The following is a 19,435-nucleotide window of genomic DNA, read 5'->3' on the forward strand; positions in this document are numbered from 1 at the left end:
AAGGCATCCTCCCGATCCGCGCGGGCGGGCCTTAGTCGCAGGATGACCAGGCATGACGACGAGATGGACGACGGTCCGCGTGCTGCGCGACCGCACCGCGGGCCGGTGTCTGGCGGCGGTGGTGGTCTCCGGGTTCGGCACCTCCGCGCTGTGGCTGGCGTCGGGGGTGTGGGTCAAGGACCTCACGGGCTCGGACGGGCTGGCGGCGCTGTGCATGCTCGCGATGTGGGCGCCCACCCTGGCCGGTCCGCTCCTGGGCACGCTCGCCGACCGCCACCGGCGCCGGCCGCTGCTGGTCGCGCTGAGCCTGTTCATGGCGGTGCTGCTGCTCACGCTGTGCGCCGTGGACGGGCCGGAGGAGCTGTGGCTGCTCTACGCGGTGCTGTTCGTGTACGGCGCGGTCGGCACGGTGCACGACGCGGCGGAGTCGGCGCTGGTCGCGGGCGCCGTGGACCGCTCCCTGCTCGGGGACTTCAACGGGCTGCGGATGATGGCCAACGAGGGCATGAAGCTGCTCGCCCCGCTGGCCGGCGCGGGTCTCTACACGGCGTACGGCGGGCCCGGCGTCGCCGTTCTGGACGCGGCGAGCTTCCTGGCGGCGGCGCTGGTGTACCTGTCGCTGCGGGTGCGGGAGGAGCGGCCGGCGCCGGCGCGGGAGGGCGGCCGGAGCGCGACCGCCGAGGGCGTCCGGCACCTGTGGGGGGACGCCGGGCTGCGCCCGCTGGTGCTGGCGGGCGGGGTCACGATGCTGTGCGCGGGCGTGAGCGGGGCGCTGACGTACGCCGTGGTCGAGGACCTCGGCCACTCCCCGGCGTACGCCGGTGTGCTGTACGCCGTGCAGGGGGCGGGGTCGGTGACGGTCGGGCTGCTCTCGGGCCCGGCCCTGCGGCGGCTGGGCGCACGGCGGTTCGCCGCGTACGGCATCTCCCTCCTGGCCGTCGCGGTGGCGCTGCGCGCGGTGCCGTACGACCCGGCGGCGTGGGCGTGTGCCGCGGCGGTCGGCGTGGGGCTGCCCGCCGCGCTGATCGCGGTGCTCACGGGCGTGCAGCAGCGCACCCCCGGCCCGCTGCTGGGCCGGGTCACCGCCACCGCCGGCACCCTGGTGCACACCCCGAACGTGATCGGCCTCGCGGCGGGCGCGGTGCTGGTCGAACTCCTGGGCCACCGTGCGCAGTTGGTCGCCCTCGGGGTGGTGCTGGGGGTGACGGCGGCGGTGCTCCTCGGTCAGAGCCCTGCCAGTGCCGACCGTACGGCGGCGAGGTCCGCGTCCGACGCCAGTCCGGCGTGATACAGCCGCAGTTCGGTCGCGCCCAGGCGGCGCGCCCCGTCGGCGTCGGCCGCGAGGGTGCCGGGGCTGCCGCCCATGCCGGAGACGACGGTGAAGTTGGCGGCGAGCACGGCGCCCTCCCTGCCCTCGCGGGCGAACGGGGTGATCAGGCCGGGGTCCGAGGTGCAGGGGACGACCACGCCGTCGGCGACGGAGAGGATGTGCGCGGGGTCGACGCCCGCGTTGGCGCCGCAGTGGTAGGACACCGGGTCGGCGTGCAGCAGCACCTGGAAGCCCTCGGGAGCGGCCCGGCGCACGGCCGCGACGGCCTCCTCCTGGAGGGTGCGGGCCGTGCGGTCGCGCCACGCGCGCGTGGCGTTCGCCCGGGTGTCGCCGAGCAGGTGCGCGACACCCGTCCAGCCGCCCCCGGAGGGCCTCTCCCCCCGCCACACGGGGTCCAGCGCGTCCCGTACGGCGGCGGCGAGTTCGTCCGCGTCCAGGCCCTCGGCGCCGTAGCCGTCCCGGCAGGCGGGGCAGAAGCACAGGGACATCAGGTAGTGCCCGGCGTCCCCGAGCGGGACCCCGGCGGTCTTGTCGTGGGCGTGCAGATGGGCCAGGCCGTACCAGCCGAGCGACTCCAGCTCGGTACCGTGCGCCCCGGGACGCACGGCCGCCTCGGCGGCGAGGTCCGTCAGGTAGGCGCGGGTGTCCGGCTGGGCGATGCACGGCGCCCACGGGTAGCGGTCGCCGTAGGCGTTGACCACGGAGGTGTCCGGATGCTCCGCGCCGAGGCGGGAGTTGTGGGCGAGCACCACCCACGTGTGCACCTCGAGGCCCGCTCCCGTGAGCGCGGCGGCGGCCTCGCCGAAGGCGTCCCCCGGCGCCCAGTCGCCCGCCGGGTGGGGCCGCGGGGCGCGGCCGGACCAGCGGGACTCCTCGGCCGGGTACAGCACGGCCGCGTACTCGGCGGTGACCACGCGGTGCCGGGGGTGGCGGGGGGTCAGCGCGCGGGTGGAGTGGTAGGCGGAGGCGAGGGTCACCTGTGCGGTGCCCAGCTCCGCGAGCCGCGCGGGCGCCCCGGGGTCCCCGTTGACGTCCCAGGGGTAGACGAACGCCGATGCCTTCACATGCCCTCCTCGAGCAGCGCCTGTCCCCGCTCGATCAGCTGAGCGAGCTGCTTGAGATGATCCCCGGCCGGCTCGTGCAGCGGGGGACGGACCTCCCCCACGTCCAGCCCGCGCAGCCGCACCCCCGCCTTGACCAGCGAGACGGCGTAACCCTGGCCCTTGTCGCGCAGTTCGACGAAGGGCCGGTAGAAGCCGTCGATCAGGCGGCGCACGGTGGCCTCGTCGCCGGTGCGCAGCGCGGTGTGGCAGGCGAGGGCGATCTCCGGCGCGAAGCAGAACACCGCGGACGAGTACAGGGTGACTCCGAGGCCGCGGTAGGCGGGCTGGGTCAGCTCGGCGGTGGGCAGCCCGTTGAAGTACAGGAAGTCCTCGACTCCGGCCGCGCGCACGGCGCTGACCGTGCGCTGCATCAGGTCGAGGTCGCCGTAGCCGTCCTTGAGGCCGACGACGCCCTCGGTGCGGGCGAGTTCCACGACGGTGGCGGGGGTGAGGACGGCGTTGTCCCGCTGGTAGACGATCACCGGCAGGGAGGTGGCGGCGGCCAGCTCGCGGTAGTGCCGCAGCAGCCCCTCCTGCCCGGCCTTGACCAGGTACGGCGGCATGGCGAGCAGCCCCTCCGCGCCGGCGGCCTCGGCCAGCCGGGCGTAGCGGACGGCGAGGGCGGTGCCGTAGCCGGCGCCCGCGACGACCGGGACGCGCCCCTCGGCGGCCTCCACCGCCGCGCGCACGCAGGTCTCGAACTCCTCGGGCGTCAGCGCGTGGAACTCGCCGGTGCCGCAGCAGGCGAAGACGGCGGCGGCCCCGGCCTCGACGCCGCGCCGCACATGGAGCCGGTAGGCGGCGAGGTCCACGGCGCCGTCGGGTCCGTAGGCGGTGACCGGGAAGAACAGCGGCCCGCTGGGGATACTCAGTCGCGCGGCGAGAGGGGCTGACGTCACAAGCTCTCCCTGGTCCTGGGTCCACATTCTTGATTGTCGTCCATATTTCTGAACGGGACCACGCTAAGGCGGGGCAGGGAGGCGGGTCAAGCGGATCGCCGCGCACGACTGACGCCGCCGTGGCGGGTCGGGGATACTTGACGCGCCGCGTCCGGGCTCCTTAGCGTGTCCACGCACATGAACGCCGTGCGTCCACCTGCACGTTCGCTCTGTCTCGCCCTGTCTGTTCCGGCCGGCGCCGCAAGGAGACCCGCAGATGCCCGCTCCCCGCACCGTCCTGCTCACCGGCGCCGCCGGCGGTCTCGGCACGCTGATGCGGGAGCTGCTTCCCTCGTACGGCTACGAGCTGCGGCTGTTCGACATGCGGCCCATCGACGGCGAACCCGACGCGGTCGTCGGGGACCTGAGCGACCAGGACGCCGTGCGGGAGGCGGTGCGGGGGGTCGACGCGGTCGTGCACCTGGCGGGCATCTCGCTGGAGGCGCCCTTCGACAAGATCCTCAAGGCCAACATCGAGGGGACGTACCACCTGTACGAGGCCGCGCGTGAGGAAGGCGTGCGCCGGATCGTCTTCGCCTCCTCCAACCACGCCGTCGGCTGCACCCCGCGGCCGCGGGGCGACGACCCGTTGATCCCCGTCGACACCCCGCGCCGGCCGGACACCTTCTACGGGCTGTCCAAGTGCTTCGGCGAGGATCTGGCCCAGCTGTACTGGGACAAGCACGGGGTGGAGACGGTCTCCGTGCGGATCGGGTCGTGCTTCCCGGAGCCGACGAGCGTGCGGATGCTGTCGGTGTGGATGAGTCCGGCGGACGGGGCGCGGCTGTTCCACGCGGCGCTGACGGCGGAGGGGGTGGGGCACACGGTGGTGTACGGCTCGTCCGCCAACACGCGGCTGTGGTGGGATCTCACGTCCGCGCGGGCGCTGGGGTACGAGCCGCAGGACGACTCGGAGGTCTTCGCGGAGAAGCTGATCGCGGAACAGGGCGAGCTGGATCCGGCGGATCCGGCGCAGGCCTGCCTGGGCGGCCACTTCGTGACAGATCCCCCGATCTGGCCCTACTGACGGCAACCGTCTGCCCGCATCCGCCGTCCACCGGCTGCGGCCCGTCGAGGGCTGATCGCGCAGTTCCCCGCGCCCCTGAGCCGTACTGACGGCAATCCGTCCGCCCGCGGCCCGTCGCGGGCCGGTCGCGCAGTTCCCCGCGCCCCTGAAGGGGCGCATCCCTGCCCCCCGTCGCCTGCGGGCAGTCGTGCCGCTTGGGGCGATGGGGGTACCTCCCGCTCGAGCGAAGCCGAGAGTGGGGGAGGGTGGGCGCAGGTGGCGCCCTCGCAGGACGCCTCGCCGTGAGTCGCCCCCACCGGCCGCGGCGTGAAACGCACCCCCGCCCCGGCCCACGGGCGGAAAACGGGCGCCCCCGGCACCACAAACGGGCCCCCGCCCTGCCCGCTCCCACCCCCTACCCAGGTCCGAGCCGGGCACCCGCCCGCCCACCCGGGCACAACCGGGCACCAACGAACCCGCAACAGACCTGGTCAGCACCCCGCCCCCGCTGTACAACTTCCTGCAGAGGCCCGAACGGGCACGCACGCACCACCAGCACCACAGCGCCAGCGCAGAAAGCAGGGGTCCGGCCATGGCCAACAGAACGGCCGAGGAGCGCCAACGCGAGATCGTGCGGGTGGCCCGAGCCACCGGCTCGGTCGACGTGACCGTGCTCGCCGCCGAGCTGGGCGTGGCCAAGGAGACCGTCCGCCGCGACCTCCGCGCCTTGGAGGACCACGGCCTGGTCCGCCGTACCCACGGCGGCGCCTACCCGGTGGAGAGCGCCGGTTTTGAGACGACGCTCGCCTTCCGCGCCACCAGCCACGTCCCCGAGAAGCGCAGGGTCGCGGCCGCCGCGGCCGACCTGCTCGGGGACGCCGAGACGGTCTTCGTCGACGAGGGCTTCACCCCGCAGCTCATCGCCGAGGCCCTGCCCGCCGACCGGCCGCTCACCGTGGTCACCGCCTCCCTGCCGGTCGCGGGCGCGCTCGCGCAGAAGGGCGACGCGTCCGTCCTGCTGCTCGGCGGCCGCGTCCGCTCCGGGACGCTCGCCACCGTGGACCACTGGACGACGAAGATGCTCTCCGGCTTCGTCATCGACCTGGCGTTCATCGGCGCCAACGGGATCTCCCGCGAACACGGACTGACCACGCCCGACCCGGCGGTCAGCGAGGTCAAGGCGCAGGCGGTGCGGGCCGCCCGCCGCGTGGTGTTCGCGGGCGTCCACACCAAGTTCGGAGCGGTCAGCTTCTGCCGGTTCGCCGAGGTCGGCGCGCTGGAGGCGATCGTGACGAGCACCCTGCTCCCGGCCTCCGAGGCCCATCGCTACTCCCTGCTCGGGCCGCAGGTCATCAGGGTCTGACCGCCGGCCCCCCGCACAGAACCGCACACCGTTTCCACGTCCCCACGGGGCCGAACCATGCCAGGTGACGCCCGATGTCTCCCTATACGTCCAGGAGCGATCCATGCGAACCCAGAGCCGACGGAGGCCACGAGGCGTACTCGCCACGGCCGCCGCAGGGACGCTGATCGCCCCGCTGCTCTCCGGCTGCTGGGTCGGAGCGGGCGGGGCCGGATCCGGCGGCGACGCCATCAACGTCCTGATGGTGAACAACTCGCAGATGGTCGAGTTGCAGAAGCTGACCGCCGCCCACTTCACCAAGGAGACCGGCATCAAGGTGAACTTCACCGTGCTGCCGGAGAACGACGTCCGCGACAAGATCAGCCAGGACTTCGCCAACCAGGCAGGCCAGTACGACGTGGCCACCCTGTCCAACTACGAGATACCCATCTACGCCAAGAACGGCTGGCTGAAGGAGATGGACCCCTACGTCGCCGAGGACACGGCGTACGACCAGCGGGACATCCTCGAGCCGATGCGGCAGTCCCTCACCGGCGAGGACGGCAAGCTGTACGGCCAGCCGTTCTACGGCGAGTCGTCGTTCCTGATGTACCGCAAGGACGTCTTCGCGGAGAAGGGCCTGACGATGCCCGCCCGGCCCACCTGGCAGCAGGTCGCCGACCTGGCCGCGAAGGCAGACGGGGCCCGGCCCGGCATGAAGGGCATCTGCCTGCGCGGACTGCCCGGCTGGGGCGAGGTCATGGCGCCCCTGACCACCGTGGTCAACACCTTCGGCGGCACCTGGTTCGACAAGGACTGGAAGGCGCGGCTCGACTCCCCCGAGTGGAACAAGGCCGTCAACTTCTATGTGGACCTGGTGCGTGAGCACGGCGAGTCCGGCGCGCCCCAGGCCGGCTTCGCCGAGTGCCTGAACAACCTGACCCAGGGCAAGGTCGCCATGTGGTACGACGCCACGTCCGCGGCCGGCTCCCTGGAGGCCGACGGCTCCCCCGTCGCCGGGAAGATCGGCTACGCGCCGGCGCCGGTGGAGAGGACGGAGTCGTCGGGCTGGCTCTACACCTGGGCGTGGGGCATCCAGAACGCCTCCCGCAACCCGGACAACGCCTGGAAGTTCGTCTCCTGGGCGTCCGGCAAGGAGTACGAGCAGCTGGTCGGCGAGGAGTTCGGCTGGTCCAACGTCCCCGCGGGCAAGCGCGCCTCCACCTACGCCCACCCCGACTACCGGGCGGAGGCCGCCGCCTTCCAGGACATGACCAAGCGGGCCATCGAGCAGGCCCGCCCCGACGACCCCGGCGTCCAGCCCCGTCCGGCGCCCGGCATCCAGTTCGTCGGCATCCCGGAGTTCACCGATCTCGGCACCAAGGTCTCCCAGGAGATCAGCGCGGCCATCGCCGGGCGCCAGTCCGTCGAGGAGGCCCTGAGGAAGTCCCAGCAGCTCGCAGAAGAGATCGCCGAGGAGTACGAGGGACGATGACCGCCACGACCACGGCCCCCGCGGCCGCACCACAGACGTCCGCCGCACCGCACCGGCCCTCCGCCCGGCTGCGCGCCTGGGCCACCCGCGCCCCGCTGCTGCCCGCCCTGATCTTCATGATCGTGGTCACCCAGCTGCCGTTCGTGGCGACCCTGGTGATCTCCTTCTTCGACTGGAACTCCCTCTACCCCGACGCCCGCCACTTCGCCGGTCTCGCCAACTACCAGGAGGTGCTGACCGACCCGGCACTGCGCAAGTCCGTCTGGACGACCGTCCTGCTCACCGTGGGCGTCGTCCTGGCCAGCCTGGTGATCGGGCTGCTGCTCGCGCTGCTGCTGGACCGGAGGTTCCGGGGGCGGGCCGTCGTGCGCACCCTGCTCATCGCGCCGTTCCTGGTGGTGCCGGTCGCCGCCGCCCTGCTCTGGAAGCACGTCCTCTACAACCCGGAGTACGGCCTGCTCAACGGCCTGCTGCACTATGTCGGCGGCCCCCAGCCCGACTGGATCTCCGGCACCCCGCTGCTCGCCGTGCAGGCGGCGCTGGTGTGGCAGTGGACGCCGTTCATGATGCTCATCCTGCTGGCCGGGCTGCAGAGCCGGGACCAGCAGCAGCTCGAGGCGGCCCGCGTCGACGGCGCGAGCGACTGGCAGGTCTTCGTGCACATCACGCTGCCGCACCTGCGCCGCTACCTCGAACTGGGCGCCCTGCTCGGCTCGATCTACATCGTGCAGAACTTCGACGCGGTGTTCACCCTCACGTCCGGCGGTCTCGGCACCGCCAACCTGCCCTACACCGTCTACCAGACCTTCTACCAGGCGCACGAGAACGGCCTCGCCTCGGCGGCCGGCGTCTTGGTCGTCATCGGCTCCATCGTCATCGCGACCTTCGCCCTGCGCGTGGTCTCGTCCCTGTTCCGCGAGGAGGTGTCCCGCGCATGAGCAGCACCGCCGTACGCACCCGCGGCCGGTTCCGCGGCGGAGCGGGTCTCGGCCTGGTCGCCTGGCTGGCCGGCATCGTGTTCTTCCTGCCCATCGCCTGGATGGCCCTGACGTCCTTCCACTCCGAGACGGACGCGGCCACCAACCCGCCCTCGTGGGGCGCCGCCCTCACCCTGGACGGCTACCGCGAGTTCTTCGGCGCGGGCGGCGGCGCCAGCCCCTGGCCCGCCCTGATCAACTCGACGGTCGCGTCCGTGACCTCGACGCTGCTGGTCCTCGTGCTGGCCCTGCCCGCCGCGTACGCCCTGTCCATCCGCCCGGTGAAGAAGTGGACGGACGTCCTGTTCTTCTTCCTCTCCACCAAGATGCTGCCCGTGGTGGCCGGCCTGCTGCCGATCTACCTGTTCGCCAAGAACGCCGGGATGCTCGACAACATCTGGCTGCTCGTCATCCTCTACACCTCGATGAATCTGCCGATCGCGGTGTGGATGATGCAGTCCTTCCTCTCCGAGATCCCGGTCGCGGTCGTCGAGGCCGCCCAGATCGACGGCGCCCGCCTGCCGACGGTGCTGACCCGGGTGGTCGCCCCGATCGCCCTCCCGGGCATCGCGGCGACGGCGCTGATCTGCTTCATCTTCAGCTGGAACGAGCTGCTGTTCGCCCGGGTCCTGACGGGCGTGGTCGCCGAGACCGCCCCCGTCTTCCTGACCGGCTTCATCACCAGCCAGGGCCTGTTCCTGGCCAAGGTGTGCGCCGCGTCGCTCGTCATCTCCCTGCCGGTGCTCGCCGCGGGGTTCGCCGCCCAGGACAAACTCGTCCAGGGCCTGTCGTTGGGAGCCGTGAAATGAAGGCCGCCGTCATCGAGTCCGTGGGCAGGGCCGTCGTCACCGAGGTCCCGGACCCGACGCCGGGCCCGAGGGACGTCGTCGTCGAGGTCGCCGCGTGCGGGCTGTGCGGGACCGATCTGCACATCCTCCAGGGCGAGTTCGCGCCCAAGCTGCCGATCGTGCCGGGGCACGAGTTCGCCGGCGAGGTGGTCGGCGTCGGCTCCCAGGTCACCGAGGTGGCGCTCGGCGACCGGGTCGCCGTCGACCCCTCCCTGTACTGCTACGAGTGCCGCTACTGCCGTACCGGCCACAACAACCTGTGCGAGCGCTGGGCGGCGATCGGCGTCACCGCGGCGGGCGGCGCCGCGCAGTACGCGGTGGCGCCGGTGGCGAACTGCGTGAAGCTCCCGGAGCACGTCCGCACCCAGGACGCGGCCCTCATCGAGCCGCTGTCCTGCGCGGTGCGCGGCTACGACGTGCTCCGGTCGCGGCTCGGCGCGCATGTGCTGATCTACGGCTCCGGGACCATGGGCCTGATGATGCTGGAGCTGGCCAAGCGGACCGGCGCGGCCAGCGTCGACATGGTCGACCTGAACCCGGCGCGCCTGGAGACGGCCCGCACGCTGGGGGTCTCCGCGACCGCGGCCACCCCGGACGAGCTGGACCGACCGCAGGGCTGGGACCTGGTCATCGACGCGACGGGCAACGCGGCGGCGATCCAGGACGGGCTCGGGCGGGTCGCGAAGGCGGGCACGTTCCTCCAGTTCGGCGTCGCCGACTACGCGACCCGGGTGGAGATCGACCCGTACCGGATCTACAACCAGGAGATCACCATCACCGGCTCGATGGCCGTGCTCCACAGCTACGAGCGCGCGGCGGAACTCTTCGCGAACGGCGTCCTCGACCCGGACGTCTTCATCAGCGACCGTCTCCCCCTGGACCAGTACCCCGAGGCCCTGGACCAGTTCGCGGCGGGCGTGGGCCGCAAGATCGTGGTGGTGCCGTAGGCGTCGCGCGGGCACTCCGCTCCCCGGGTGCCCGCCCGGCGGCCCTCTGCGGGGAGGGCGGGCGGCCGGCCCCTGTTCACCCGGCCGCCGCCCGGCGTGCACCCTGACGGCATGAGCGGCCGCCACCCTGGGCGGTCCGGTCCGAGGGGGGAGCCGCATGAACGACCGTGTGGTCACGTGCCGCTGCGGGCACCTGTGGACACTCCACGAGGAGGGCCACTGCGGAGGCGACGGCGATTCCTGCCGTTGCCGGGGCTTCGTGCCCGACTACTGGCGCCCCAACACCACCGGCAGGTGCCGCGGATGCGGCCACGACAGGTCCGAGCACAGCGGCGTCAGCTGCCGGGCCGTGGTCGCCCGGGACACCGTGACCGAACGGCACCACGGCTTCGAGGGCGACACATGGACCACGAAGCAGGAGATCGAGGTCCGCTGCACCTGCCAGAGCTTCTGGTGAGCCCGGCCCCGTGCGCCCTCCCACCTCACGCGCCCGGGCGAAATCCCGTGGTCGCCCCCGGCCCCGCCCCCTGGCATCCCCGGCATGCCCCCACCGAACGGCTTCACCTACGAGGCGCACACCGACGGAACCGTCCACATCACCCACCACGGCCGCCGCGCCACCGTCCTGCGGGGCGACCGGGCCGCCCGCTTCCTCGGCGAGGTCACCGGCGCCGCCGACCCGCAGCTCGTCATGGCCCGCTGGACCGGCGACTACAGGCGCGGCAACGAGCGCACCGCCCGCGCCCACCCGCGCAACCGGGGCTGACCCGAGCCGGAGGCGACGACTGCGCCGAACGGACGACAGGTAAGGGAACGGTAAAACGGCCTCGCTCGTTCACCCGGCATGACAGCTATGACCCCCGGCTCGAACATCCCTCTTCCCACCGCCCGCGTGACGGTGGACGTCGCCGCGCCCGTGCGGCTCGACGTATCGGGCCTGCTGCTCACCGCCGACGGCAAGGTGCGCTCCGACGACGACTTCATCTTCTACAACCAGCCCACGGGCCCGGGCGTGACCTACCGCTCCGGCGGGGGCACGGCCCCTGACGCCGTCACGGTCGACACCGCGGCCGTACCCCCCGGCATCGAGAAGATCGTCGTGACCGCGAGCCCCGACGCGGCGGGCCAGACCTTCCAGGGCATCGAGCCCACCGCGACCGTCCGCGACGCGGACACCGGCGCCGTCCTGGCGACCTTCACACCCCCGCAGCTCGGCTCGGAGACGGCCCTGGTGGTCGTCGAGATCTACCTGCGCAACGGCGCCTGGAAGGCCCGCGCGGTCGGCCAGGGCTACGCCGACGGGCTGGCCGGCATCGCCAAGGACTTCGGCGTCTCGGTCGAGGAGCCGGCCGCCCCGGCCCAGCCGGTGACCCCGCCGGCCCCGCAGGCCGCGCCGCCCGCCCCCCCGGCCGCCGCCCCGCAGGCGCCGCCCGCCCCGGCGGCTTCCCCGGCCCCGCCCGCCGCCGCGCCCGGCACCGGCAAGATCAACCTGGACAAGGGCCGGGTCAGCCTCCAGAAGAACCAGACGGTCTCCCTGATGAAGGGCGGCCGGCCGCTGCTGTCCCGGGTGAAGATGGGCCTCGGCTGGGAGCCCGCCTACCGCGGCAAGGACATCGACCTGGACGCGTCGGTCATCGCCTTCGGCCCGCAGCGCAACCACATCGACAGCTGCTACTTCGGCAAGCTGCAGATCCTCGGCGGCGCCGTCCAGCACTCCGGTGACAACCTCACGGGCGAGGGCGCCGGCGACGACGAGGTCATCACCGTCGACCTCGGCCGCCTCCCCATGGAGGTCTCGGGCCTGGTCTTCACGGTGAACTCCTTCTCCGGCCAGAAGTTCACGGAGGTCGCCAAGGCGTACTGCCGCCTGATGGACGCGGCCACCGGCGAGGAGCTGGTCCGCTTCGACCTCACGAGCGCCGAGCCGCAGACGGGCGTGATGATGGCGAAGCTGATCCGGCAGTACTCGGGCGAGTGGGACATGACCGCGATGGGCGAGTTCGTGAAGGGCCGCACGGTCCGGGGCATGATCAAGCCCGCCGCGAAGGCTCTCTGACCGCCTCTCCCCAGCGGCCGGCGCCCGTCCCGACGGGCGCCGGCCGCGCGTCTAACCCCCCTGCTGCGACCGCGCCTTGAACGCAGCCTTCCGCGCTTCCTTCGCGATCTTCTTGTCCGAGTGAAGGCGTCCCATCGCCTCCAGGACGTCCGCCGTGGCCGGGTGGTCCACCCGCCACGCCGTGTCGAAGAAGCCGCTGTGCTGGCGGGCCAGCCCCTCCACCAGGGCGCGCAGCTCCTCGGAGTTGCCCTCGGCGGCGAGCTGCGCGGCCACCGTGTCGACGGTGAGCCAGAAGATCATCGCCTCGGACGGCGGCGGAACGTCCGAGGCCCCGTGCTCGGCAAGCCACACCCGGGCCAGACCGCCGAGTTCGGCGTCGTCCAGCACCTCCCGCAGCGCGGGCTCCGCGGCGCCGCCGACCAGCGACAGCGCCTGCTGGCAGCGCAGCCGCCGCAGCGGCGCCCCCTCGTCCGAGCCACGCGCCGCGGCCAGCAGCTCCCGCGCCGCCTCCAGCGGCCGGCGCCGCTCCAGCCAGTGCTCGGTCTCGGCATGGGCGGCGGCCGGCGGGTACGCGGCCGTGCCGTCGAGCAGCGCGTCGGCGCCCTTGTCCGCGAGGTCGCCGACCGCGGGCGCCTCGAAGCCCGCCTCCAGCAGCCGGGCGCGCAGCCCGTACAGCCCGAGCGGGGTGAGCCGTACCAGCCCGTAGCGGGCGACGTCCGTGTCGTCGACCGGGGCGGCGGGCTCCTCGTCGGCGTCGGCCATCAGCGCCTCGTCGACCGGCTGGTACTCCACGAGCCCGACCGGCTCCAGCATGCGGAACTGGTCGTCCAGCCGCATCATCGCGTCGGACACCTGCTCCAGGACGTCGTTGCTGGGCTCCGCCATGCCGTCGGGCACGATGACGGAGGCGGCCAGCGCGGGCAGCGGCACCGGCGCGTCGCCGGCCTTGTCCTCGCCGACGGTCAGCAGGTACAGGTTGCCGAGCACCCCGTCGAGGAACTCCGCCTCGGCCTCCGGGTTCCAGTCCAGCGCGTCGAGGTCCAGCTCCCCCGACCCCTCGCCCCCGGCGATGGCGTCGACGAGACCGCCCAGGTCGGGCACGCTCGCGTCGCCCAGCACGGTCTCCAGGGCGCCGAGCCACACGCTCAGCACGTCCTGCGGCGATCCCCCGGTGAGCCGCGACAGCTCGTCTCCCGCGCGGACGGTGCCCTCCTCCTCGTCGACCACCTCGACGAGACCGGTGTCCACGGCGACCCGCCACGCCTCACTGGCGTCGGCCGCGGCGTCCTCCCCGCTCAGGCCCAACTCCGCCGCCGCCTCCGGGAGCTGTTCGTCCACCAGTCCGCCGCCGGCGTCCACGCGGGTCGCGGGGCCGGCCCAGCGGGCGAGGCGGGCGGCCCGGGACAGCACCGGAGTGGACAGGGCGTCGCGCGCCAGCTCCGCTTCGGGGCGCAACCGCGCCGGCGGCAGGATGGAGCTGTCTGACATCGGCTGTTTCTCCTAGTGCCCTCTACGTCTCAGCCGCTCAGCCTAGACGGATTTCCACCCATGCCGCCCACTTCCCCTTCGCTTCATGCGGCGTACATGGCCGAAACCTTGACAAGTGGCTTGGCCAGGCTGGACATTGACGCGCGTAGACAGGGTGTGTCCCGCACCGCACCCGCCCACCCTCGTTCCGGTCCCCGGAGGGAATCCGTTGCCGAGCAAGCCGTCCGCGCGCCTCGCCGCGCTCACCGTCGCCGCCGTGTGTTCCGCGGCGTCGACCGTCGTCCTCACGACGCCCGCGCACGCCGAGTCCGTGCGCATCCACGACATCCAGGGCGACACGCGTGTGTCGCCGTTCGCCGGCAAGCAGGTCACCGACGTGACCGGCATCGTCACCGGCATCCGTACCTACGGTTCGTCCCGCGGCTTCTGGATCCAGGACCCCGCCCCCGACGCCGACCCGGCCACCAGTGAGGGCGTGTTCGTCTTCACCAGCTCCACCCCGCGGGGTGTCGCGGTGGGCGACGAGGTCTCCGTCTCCGGCACGGTCACGGAGTACGTCCCCGGCGGGACCTCCTCCGGCAACCAGTCGGTCACCGAGATCACCCGGCCCACCGTCACGGTCGTCTCGCGCGGCAACCCGGTCCCGGCCCCGGCGGCCCTCGACGCGCGCACGGTCCCGGCCGCGTACGCGCCGCAGGGCGACCCGGCGGCCGGCGGCTCGGTCAACGCCCTCACGCTGCGCCCGGGCGGATACGCCCTCGACCTGTACGAGTCGCTGGAGGGCATGAACGTCCGGGTCGCCGACGCCCGTGTGGTCGGCGCGACCGACCCGTACACGGAGCTGTGGGTCACGGTGAAGCCCCACGAGAACCGGAACAGGCGCGGCGGCACGGTGTACGGCTCGTACGACGCCCAGAACACCGGCCGGCTGCAGATCCAGTCGCTGGGCACGGCCGCCGACTTCCCCGACGCCCATGTCGGCGACGTCCTCACGGGCGCCACCACGGGCCCGCTGGACTACAACCAGTACGGCGGCTACACCCTGGTCGCCAGCGAGCTCGGCACGCTGGAGTCCGGCGGCACGCAGCGGGAGACGACCCGCGCGCAGCACCGCTCCGAGCTCGCGATAGCCACCTACAACGTCGAGAACCTCGACCCGTCGGACGACACCTTCGCCGCGCACGCCGAGGCGATCGTGCACAACCTCTCCTCGCCCGACATCGTGTCGCTGGAGGAGATCCAGGACAACAACGGCGCCACGGACGACGGCACGGTCGCCGCCGACGTCACGCTGAGGAAGCTGATCGACGCCATCGAGGCGGCCGGCGGCCCGCGCTACGACTGGCGCGCCGTCGACCCGGCCGACAAGCAGGACGGCGGTCAGCCGGGCGGCAACATCCGCCAGGCCTTCCTGTTCAACCCGGCCCGCGTGTCCTTCACCGACCGGCCCGGCGGCGACGCCACCACGGCGACCGACGTGGTCACGGTCCGCGGCAGGGCCGCCCTGACCCTGTCCCCCGGCCGGATCGCCCCGGACTCGGCGGCGTTCGAGGACAGCCGCAAGCCGCTGGCCGGCGAGTTCGTCTTCCGCGGCCGCACGGTCGTCGTCATCGCCAACCACTTCTCCTCCAAGGGCGGCGACCAGGGCCTCACCTCGCAGTACCAGCCGCCGGTGCGCGGCTCGGAGACGCAGCGCCACCTCCAGGCGCAGGAGATCCACGACTTCACCGCGAAGATCCTCAAGGCGCAGAAGAACGCGGCGGTCGTGGCGCTCGGCGACATCAACGACTTCGAGTTCTCCCGCACCACCCGCATCATGGAGGGCGACGGCGTCCTGTGGTCGGCGATCAAGTCGCTGCCCGCGCCGGAGCGTTACTCGTACGTGTACCAGGGCAACAGCCAGGCGCTGGACCAGATCCTGATCAGCCCGTCGATCCGCCGCCAGTGCTCGTTCAGCTACGACAGCGTGCACATCAACGCGGAGTTCCACGACCAGATCAGCGACCACGACCCGCAGGTCCTGCGGTTCAAGCCGTGACCTCGCCGTAGCGACAGGCGGCGGGGGACGGAAGCGGACAGCCGCTTCCGTCCCCCGCCGTCCTCCGGCCCGCCCGCTCAGTGGTGGCGGCGCTGCACCATCACCACGGTGCCCACGGCCAGCATCACCAGCGCGCCCGCGGCGGCCATCAGCTGTGTGCGGTGCTGCTTGCCGACCTCGCCGGCGTGCGCGGCACTGCTGCGCATCTGCACCGTCATCGCGCCGGCCCGGTCCCTCAGTTCGTCGGCGCGCGCCCTGGCCCGTGCCTTGACGTCCATCTTCCCGGCCAGTTCCTCGACGGTGTCGCCGAGTTCGTGCCGGGTCCGTTCGATCTCCCGGCGCAGCTCGTCCGGGCCCTTGGCCCCGCGTGCCGCCTCACCGCCGGTGTCCACGTGGGCTCCCGACGGGGACGCCGAGCCCTTCACCTCGTGCGTCATCGGTGCGCCCTTTCCTTGATCTCCTCGACGTCGGCCTTCACGCTGCCCAGCGTCCGCTCCGGCTTGGGCGGCGTGGCCCGGCGCAGCTGTCCGCGTCCGGCCAGCGCCAGCACGCCGGCGATCACGAACAGCACGCCCGTGATGATCAGCGCCGCCGCCCACAGCGGCAGCACCAGGTCGAGGGCGACGATTCCCGTGGCGGCCAGCGCGAGCAGCCCCGCGTAACCGAACGCCCCCGCCGCTCCCAGCATCCCGCCGCCGACTCCGGCCCGGCGCCCCTTCTCCGCCAGTTCCTCCTTGGCGAGCGCCACTTCCTGCCGTGCGAGTCGCGAGATCTGTTCGGTGGCCTGCCCGACGAGCTCGCCGACGGTGTGCTCGTCACGGACGGGCCGTTGTTGGATGGTTCCGGCCACGGTGCGCCTCCTCTCGGTGGGGTCACCCGAGTACCCCCGCCCGCTCCGCCCTATCCCTAAAGCAACGCTTACCGATACTGATCAAAACCTGTAAGTGGACCTTCACCGTGCAGCGGCCGACACTACTCCCATGACGACCACCCCTCCCTCCCTCGGCCGCACGCTGTGCGCGATGATCACCCCGTTCACCCCTTCCGGCGCGCCGGACCTGGACGGCGCGCAGCGCCTGGCCGACCATCTGGTCACCGAGGGCTGCGACGGCCTGGTGCTGTCCGGCACGACCGGGGAGTCCCCGACGACGACGGACGCGGAGAAGCGGTCCCTGATCACGGCCGTACGGGAGGCCGTCGGCAGCCGCGCCACGCTGGTCGCCGGCGTCGGCACCCCTGACACCGCGCACACCGTCACCCTGGCCCGTGAGGCCGAGCAGGCGGGCGCCGACGCCCTCCTGCTGGTCGCCCCGTACTACAGCCGCCCGCCGCAGGACGCGATCGAGGCGTACGTCCGCGAGACCGCCGACGCGGCGGGCCTCCCCGTGGTCCTCTACGACATCCCGGCCCGCACCGGGGTCCGCGTCGAGCCGGACACCCTGCTGCGGCTGGCCGAGCACCCGCGCGTCGTGGCGGTGAAGGACTGCAGCAACGACTTCCTGGCGGCGCAGAAGGTGATGGCCCGCACGGACCTGGCGTACTACGCGGGCTGCGACGAGCACAACCTGGCGCTCCGCGCGGTGGGCGGCGCCGGGTGCGTCAGCACGGTGGCCAACGTGGCCCCGTCCGCGGTCCGTTCCGTCCTCGACGCCTTCGACCACGGCGACACGGCCGAGGCCGTCCGGCTCCAGCACCGCCTGACCCCGCTCATCGAGGCGATGACGGCGAGCGGCCTCCCCGGCACGGTGACGGCGAAGGCCCTGCTCCCCGCCCTGGGCCTCCCGGCGGGCCCGGTCCGCCCGCCCCTACGCCCGGCGGACCCCCGCACGACGGCCGCCCTGCGGGAGACCTACGACCGCCTGACCGCGGACGCCGATTCACGACGACCGGCCACCGCGTGACGGGTCACCGCCACCAGTCCCCGTCCCCGGCCAGCGCCCGCCGGAGATACTCCTGGAGCCCGCCGGCGACCCACACCCGGCTGTCGGTCTCGTGCTCCCACACGAAGACGTCGTCCCGCCCGGACGCGACGACGAGGGCGAACTGGTCACCCCCGCCGTTGTCCCCGAAGAACAGCAGCGAGTCGAAGGGCATGTAAAGCCCGGCGAACGCCTCCCCGGACCAGAACATCAGGTTCTGCTCGACGATCTGCGCGAGCGGCCACACGACATCGGTCCCGTACGCGTCGGCCACCCCGTCGGTCTCCCGCAGCAGGACGTCCAACTCCGCCGGCAGCGCACGCCCGAGCCGCCGCTCCGCCTCCCGCAACGCGGCCGCGTCCACGGGCGCGCGGCACTCGGCCGACGCTCCGCCGCAGATCTCACGCACGACGACAGGTCAGTCGCGCCCGGGCCAGACCGGCCCCTGGTCGGTCCAGACGACGCCCTTGTTGCGGCAGAGGCAGAAGGGATGGCCGACCGGGTCGGTGTAGATCCGCCACCCGTAGCCCTCGGGACCGATGAAGTCCTGCCGCAGCGTGGCCCCGAGCCCGAGCACACGCGCCTGCTCGGCCTCGATGTCGTCGACCTCGAAGTCGAGATGGAACTGCTTGGGATGCTCGGTGTCGGGCCACTGCGGAGCCCGGTAGTCGTCGACGCGGATGAACGCCAGCTCGATCTCTCCGAACCGGATTCCGGCCCAGTCCGCGGTACTACCCACCTTCACGGGCTGCCCCGTCACCTCGGAGTAGAAGCCCGCCAGCTTCATGGTGTCCGGACAGTCGATGATGAAATCGGTGAGTCGCAGCATCCCTTGATCGTGTCACACGGCCCCGGCCCCGGCCCCGTCTTCGTCAGAGCGGCCGGCCCGCGGACTCGGGCACGAATGTCGCGCCGAGGCCGTAGTGCGCGATGCCGAACGGCCGGAAGTCGGCATCGGCGAGGACGCGGTGGAGGAACTCGGCGGTGGACATGTCGTACCGGTACCAGGGCCCGGGATCATGGGACCGCGCGAGGACGGAACAGTGGCCCGGCCGCTCGGCGTCGATCAGCCAGCAGTACTGATCGGCCCACTCGGTGGAGCCCCACGTGACGACTCCCTTGCCGCCCGGCGTGTATGCGTCGTACGGCCCGGCCGCGGAAACGCTTCCGTACGTGCCGTCCCGGGCGGCCGACAGCGCGGCCCGCCACTGTGCGGGCAGGTCGAACGAGACGCTCGACCCGCAGCCCATGAAGGAGACGGACTCACTGAAGACACCACCGCCGAACGCCTCGGCGAGCTCCTTGTAGTCCGCCGGCAACGGCACCCCCAGCTCCTCCTCGACCGTCGCCCAGTCGACGGAGAGCCCGAGCGGCTCCCACCCGGTCAGATCGAGCACTCGCCGCACCCACGCACGAGCGTCGTCCGAGCCTGTGCCACGACGAGGTGGGACCACCCGGACCATCTCCTCCGGCGGTTCCTCCGACGGCGGTGCGTCTCGCTCCGCCACGAGCACCACCACCTGTGCGACGTCCCCGGCACGCACCGCACCGCAGCCGATCCACCGGTCGCCGCACGCCCACCCGCGCAGCTCGGCCAACTCCCCGCCGAACGGCGCGAGAAGCGGCAACCCGGTCTCCTCGGTCGCCCTGGGATCGGCGTAACCGCCCATGACAAGGTTCCGCAGCTGCCCGTACCGACGGCTGAACCGCGCGACGACAGTGGGCAGCTCGACCGCGCCGGAAACGGTCAGACACACATGCCCCACCCCATGCCCGACCCGCCCGCACACCAACCCGCGCCCACCCGGCCGGACCAAGGAGGCGACGGCCTCGAGCAGCTCCTGATCGTCCATGACCGGAGAGTGACACACATGCCGCACGAGCGACGAGGTCCCGGCCTGTCGTGTGCGCGGGGATGAGCGCCCTTCCGGGCCGCGGAAGGGCGCTC

20 protein-coding genes are annotated in these 19,435 nt (G+C 72.8%); 12 read left to right on the plus strand and 8 right to left on the minus strand.

Going from position 1 to position 19,435, the window contains the following annotated elements:
- Positions 1-52: 52 nt before the first annotated feature.
- Entirely contained in the window at positions 53-1,288 is a 1,236-nt protein-coding gene (locus ACP7TJ_RS07160; protein WP_427762503.1) for an MFS transporter, read from the plus strand.
- Here the strand turns inward: ACP7TJ_RS07160 and ACP7TJ_RS07165 are convergent.
- Together ACP7TJ_RS07165 and ACP7TJ_RS07170 are read right to left on the minus strand one after the other, a co-directional pair.
- Positions 1,225-2,394 (minus strand): hypothetical protein, encoded by a 1,170-nt coding sequence (locus ACP7TJ_RS07165; protein WP_266396135.1) that lies wholly within the window; start codon positions 2,392-2,394, stop codon positions 1,225-1,227. The two genes, ACP7TJ_RS07160 and ACP7TJ_RS07165, sit on opposite strands and share 64 nt — an antisense overlap.
- A complete protein-coding gene (locus ACP7TJ_RS07170) occupies positions 2,391-3,332 on the minus strand; it encodes a 5-dehydro-4-deoxyglucarate dehydratase (protein WP_427762506.1) in 942 nt (313 codons plus the stop codon). Before ACP7TJ_RS07170 ends, ACP7TJ_RS07165 begins: the two co-directional genes overlap by 4 nt.
- Positions 3,333-3,588: 256 nt before the next feature.
- On the opposite strand from ACP7TJ_RS07170, the gene ACP7TJ_RS07175 reads away from it, so the two are divergent.
- The 9 genes from ACP7TJ_RS07175 (at position 3,589) to ACP7TJ_RS07215 (ending at position 12,042) form a co-directional block, all read left to right on the plus strand.
- Complete coding sequence (locus tag ACP7TJ_RS07175) at positions 3,589-4,398, plus strand: NAD-dependent epimerase/dehydratase family protein (RefSeq protein ID WP_427762508.1); 810 nt, start codon at positions 3,589-3,591, stop codon at positions 4,396-4,398.
- A 571-nt stretch (positions 4,399-4,969) separates the two neighbouring features.
- Positions 4,970-5,740 (plus strand): DeoR/GlpR family DNA-binding transcription regulator, encoded by a 771-nt coding sequence (locus ACP7TJ_RS07180; protein WP_093767584.1) that lies wholly within the window; start codon positions 4,970-4,972, stop codon positions 5,738-5,740.
- Positions 5,741-5,843: 103 nt separating this feature from the next.
- The gene (locus ACP7TJ_RS07185) at positions 5,844-7,214 is read left to right on the plus strand and encodes an ABC transporter substrate-binding protein (RefSeq protein WP_193459998.1); all 1,371 of its coding nucleotides are present in this window, start codon (positions 5,844-5,846) and stop codon (positions 7,212-7,214) included.
- The gene (locus ACP7TJ_RS07190) at positions 7,211-8,152 is read left to right on the plus strand and encodes a carbohydrate ABC transporter permease (protein ID WP_189911662.1); all 942 of its coding nucleotides are present in this window, start codon (positions 7,211-7,213) and stop codon (positions 8,150-8,152) included. The genes ACP7TJ_RS07185 and ACP7TJ_RS07190 overlap by 4 nt, the downstream gene beginning before the upstream one ends.
- Positions 8,149-9,000, plus strand: coding sequence for a carbohydrate ABC transporter permease (locus tag ACP7TJ_RS07195; protein ID WP_093767581.1), 852 nt, complete (start codon positions 8,149-8,151; stop codon positions 8,998-9,000). Before ACP7TJ_RS07190 ends, ACP7TJ_RS07195 begins: the two co-directional genes overlap by 4 nt.
- Positions 8,997-9,986: a zinc-dependent alcohol dehydrogenase family protein gene (locus tag ACP7TJ_RS07200; protein WP_093767580.1), complete on the plus strand. Its 990-nt coding sequence runs from the start codon at positions 8,997-8,999 to the stop codon at positions 9,984-9,986. The genes ACP7TJ_RS07195 and ACP7TJ_RS07200 overlap by 4 nt, the downstream gene beginning before the upstream one ends.
- 157 nt (positions 9,987-10,143) lie before the next feature.
- Entirely contained in the window at positions 10,144-10,443 is a 300-nt protein-coding gene (locus tag ACP7TJ_RS07205) for a hypothetical protein (RefSeq protein ID WP_427762511.1), read from the plus strand.
- An 84-nt stretch (positions 10,444-10,527) separates the two neighbouring features.
- Positions 10,528-10,752, plus strand: a complete 225-nt coding sequence (locus ACP7TJ_RS07210) for a hypothetical protein (RefSeq protein WP_167744960.1) — start codon at positions 10,528-10,530, stop codon at positions 10,750-10,752.
- An 87-nt stretch (positions 10,753-10,839) separates the two neighbouring features.
- Entirely contained in the window at positions 10,840-12,042 is a 1,203-nt protein-coding gene (locus tag ACP7TJ_RS07215) for a TerD family protein (RefSeq protein WP_266551449.1), read from the plus strand.
- 51 nt (positions 12,043-12,093) lie between these two features.
- Here ACP7TJ_RS07215 and ACP7TJ_RS07220 read toward each other — a convergent pair whose 3' ends face one another.
- Positions 12,094-13,530 (minus strand): hypothetical protein, encoded by a 1,437-nt coding sequence (locus ACP7TJ_RS07220; protein WP_427762513.1) that lies wholly within the window; start codon positions 13,528-13,530, stop codon positions 12,094-12,096.
- 208 nt (positions 13,531-13,738) lie between these two features.
- Here ACP7TJ_RS07220 and ACP7TJ_RS07225 point away from each other — a divergent pair, with 208 nt between their 5' ends.
- A complete protein-coding gene (locus ACP7TJ_RS07225; RefSeq protein ID WP_427762515.1) occupies positions 13,739-15,568 on the plus strand; it encodes an endonuclease/exonuclease/phosphatase family protein in 1,830 nt (609 codons plus the stop codon).
- Positions 15,569-15,645: 77 nt separating this feature from the next.
- On the opposite strand, the gene ACP7TJ_RS07230 is transcribed toward ACP7TJ_RS07225, so the two are convergent.
- Positions 15,646-16,005: a DUF3618 domain-containing protein gene (locus ACP7TJ_RS07230; RefSeq protein ID WP_093767574.1), complete on the minus strand. Its 360-nt coding sequence runs from the start codon at positions 16,003-16,005 to the stop codon at positions 15,646-15,648.
- Complete coding sequence (locus ACP7TJ_RS07235) at positions 16,002-16,418, minus strand: phage holin family protein (RefSeq protein WP_093767573.1); 417 nt, start codon at positions 16,416-16,418, stop codon at positions 16,002-16,004. The genes ACP7TJ_RS07230 and ACP7TJ_RS07235 overlap by 4 nt, the downstream gene beginning before the upstream one ends.
- A 130-nt stretch (positions 16,419-16,548) precedes the next feature.
- Here ACP7TJ_RS07235 and dapA point away from each other — a divergent pair, with 130 nt between their 5' ends.
- On the plus strand, positions 16,549-17,469 hold the full coding sequence (dapA, locus tag ACP7TJ_RS07240) for a 4-hydroxy-tetrahydrodipicolinate synthase (RefSeq protein ID WP_387789202.1): 921 nt from the start codon (positions 16,549-16,551) through the stop codon (positions 17,467-17,469).
- Between the two features lie 4 nt (positions 17,470-17,473).
- Here the strand turns inward: dapA and ACP7TJ_RS07245 are convergent, their stop codons facing one another.
- From ACP7TJ_RS07245 to ACP7TJ_RS07255, 3 genes are read right to left on the minus strand one after another with little or no spacing between them, the layout of a single operon-like run.
- Entirely contained in the window at positions 17,474-17,896 is a 423-nt protein-coding gene (locus ACP7TJ_RS07245; RefSeq protein ID WP_367496056.1) for an SMI1/KNR4 family protein, read from the minus strand.
- Between the two features lie 9 nt (positions 17,897-17,905).
- Positions 17,906-18,316, minus strand: a complete 411-nt coding sequence (locus ACP7TJ_RS07250) for a VOC family protein (protein WP_266545294.1) — start codon at positions 18,314-18,316, stop codon at positions 17,906-17,908.
- 43 nt (positions 18,317-18,359) lie between these two features.
- Entirely contained in the window at positions 18,360-19,340 is a 981-nt protein-coding gene (locus ACP7TJ_RS07255) for an SMI1/KNR4 family protein (protein ID WP_427762519.1), read from the minus strand.
- Between the last annotated feature and the right edge of the window lie 95 nt (positions 19,341-19,435).

Origin of the sequence: Streptomyces sp. DSM 41931, assembly GCF_050271085.1 — a bacterium.
Taxonomy (GTDB): domain Bacteria; phylum Actinomycetota; class Actinomycetes; order Streptomycetales; family Streptomycetaceae; genus Streptomyces; species Streptomyces albogriseolus.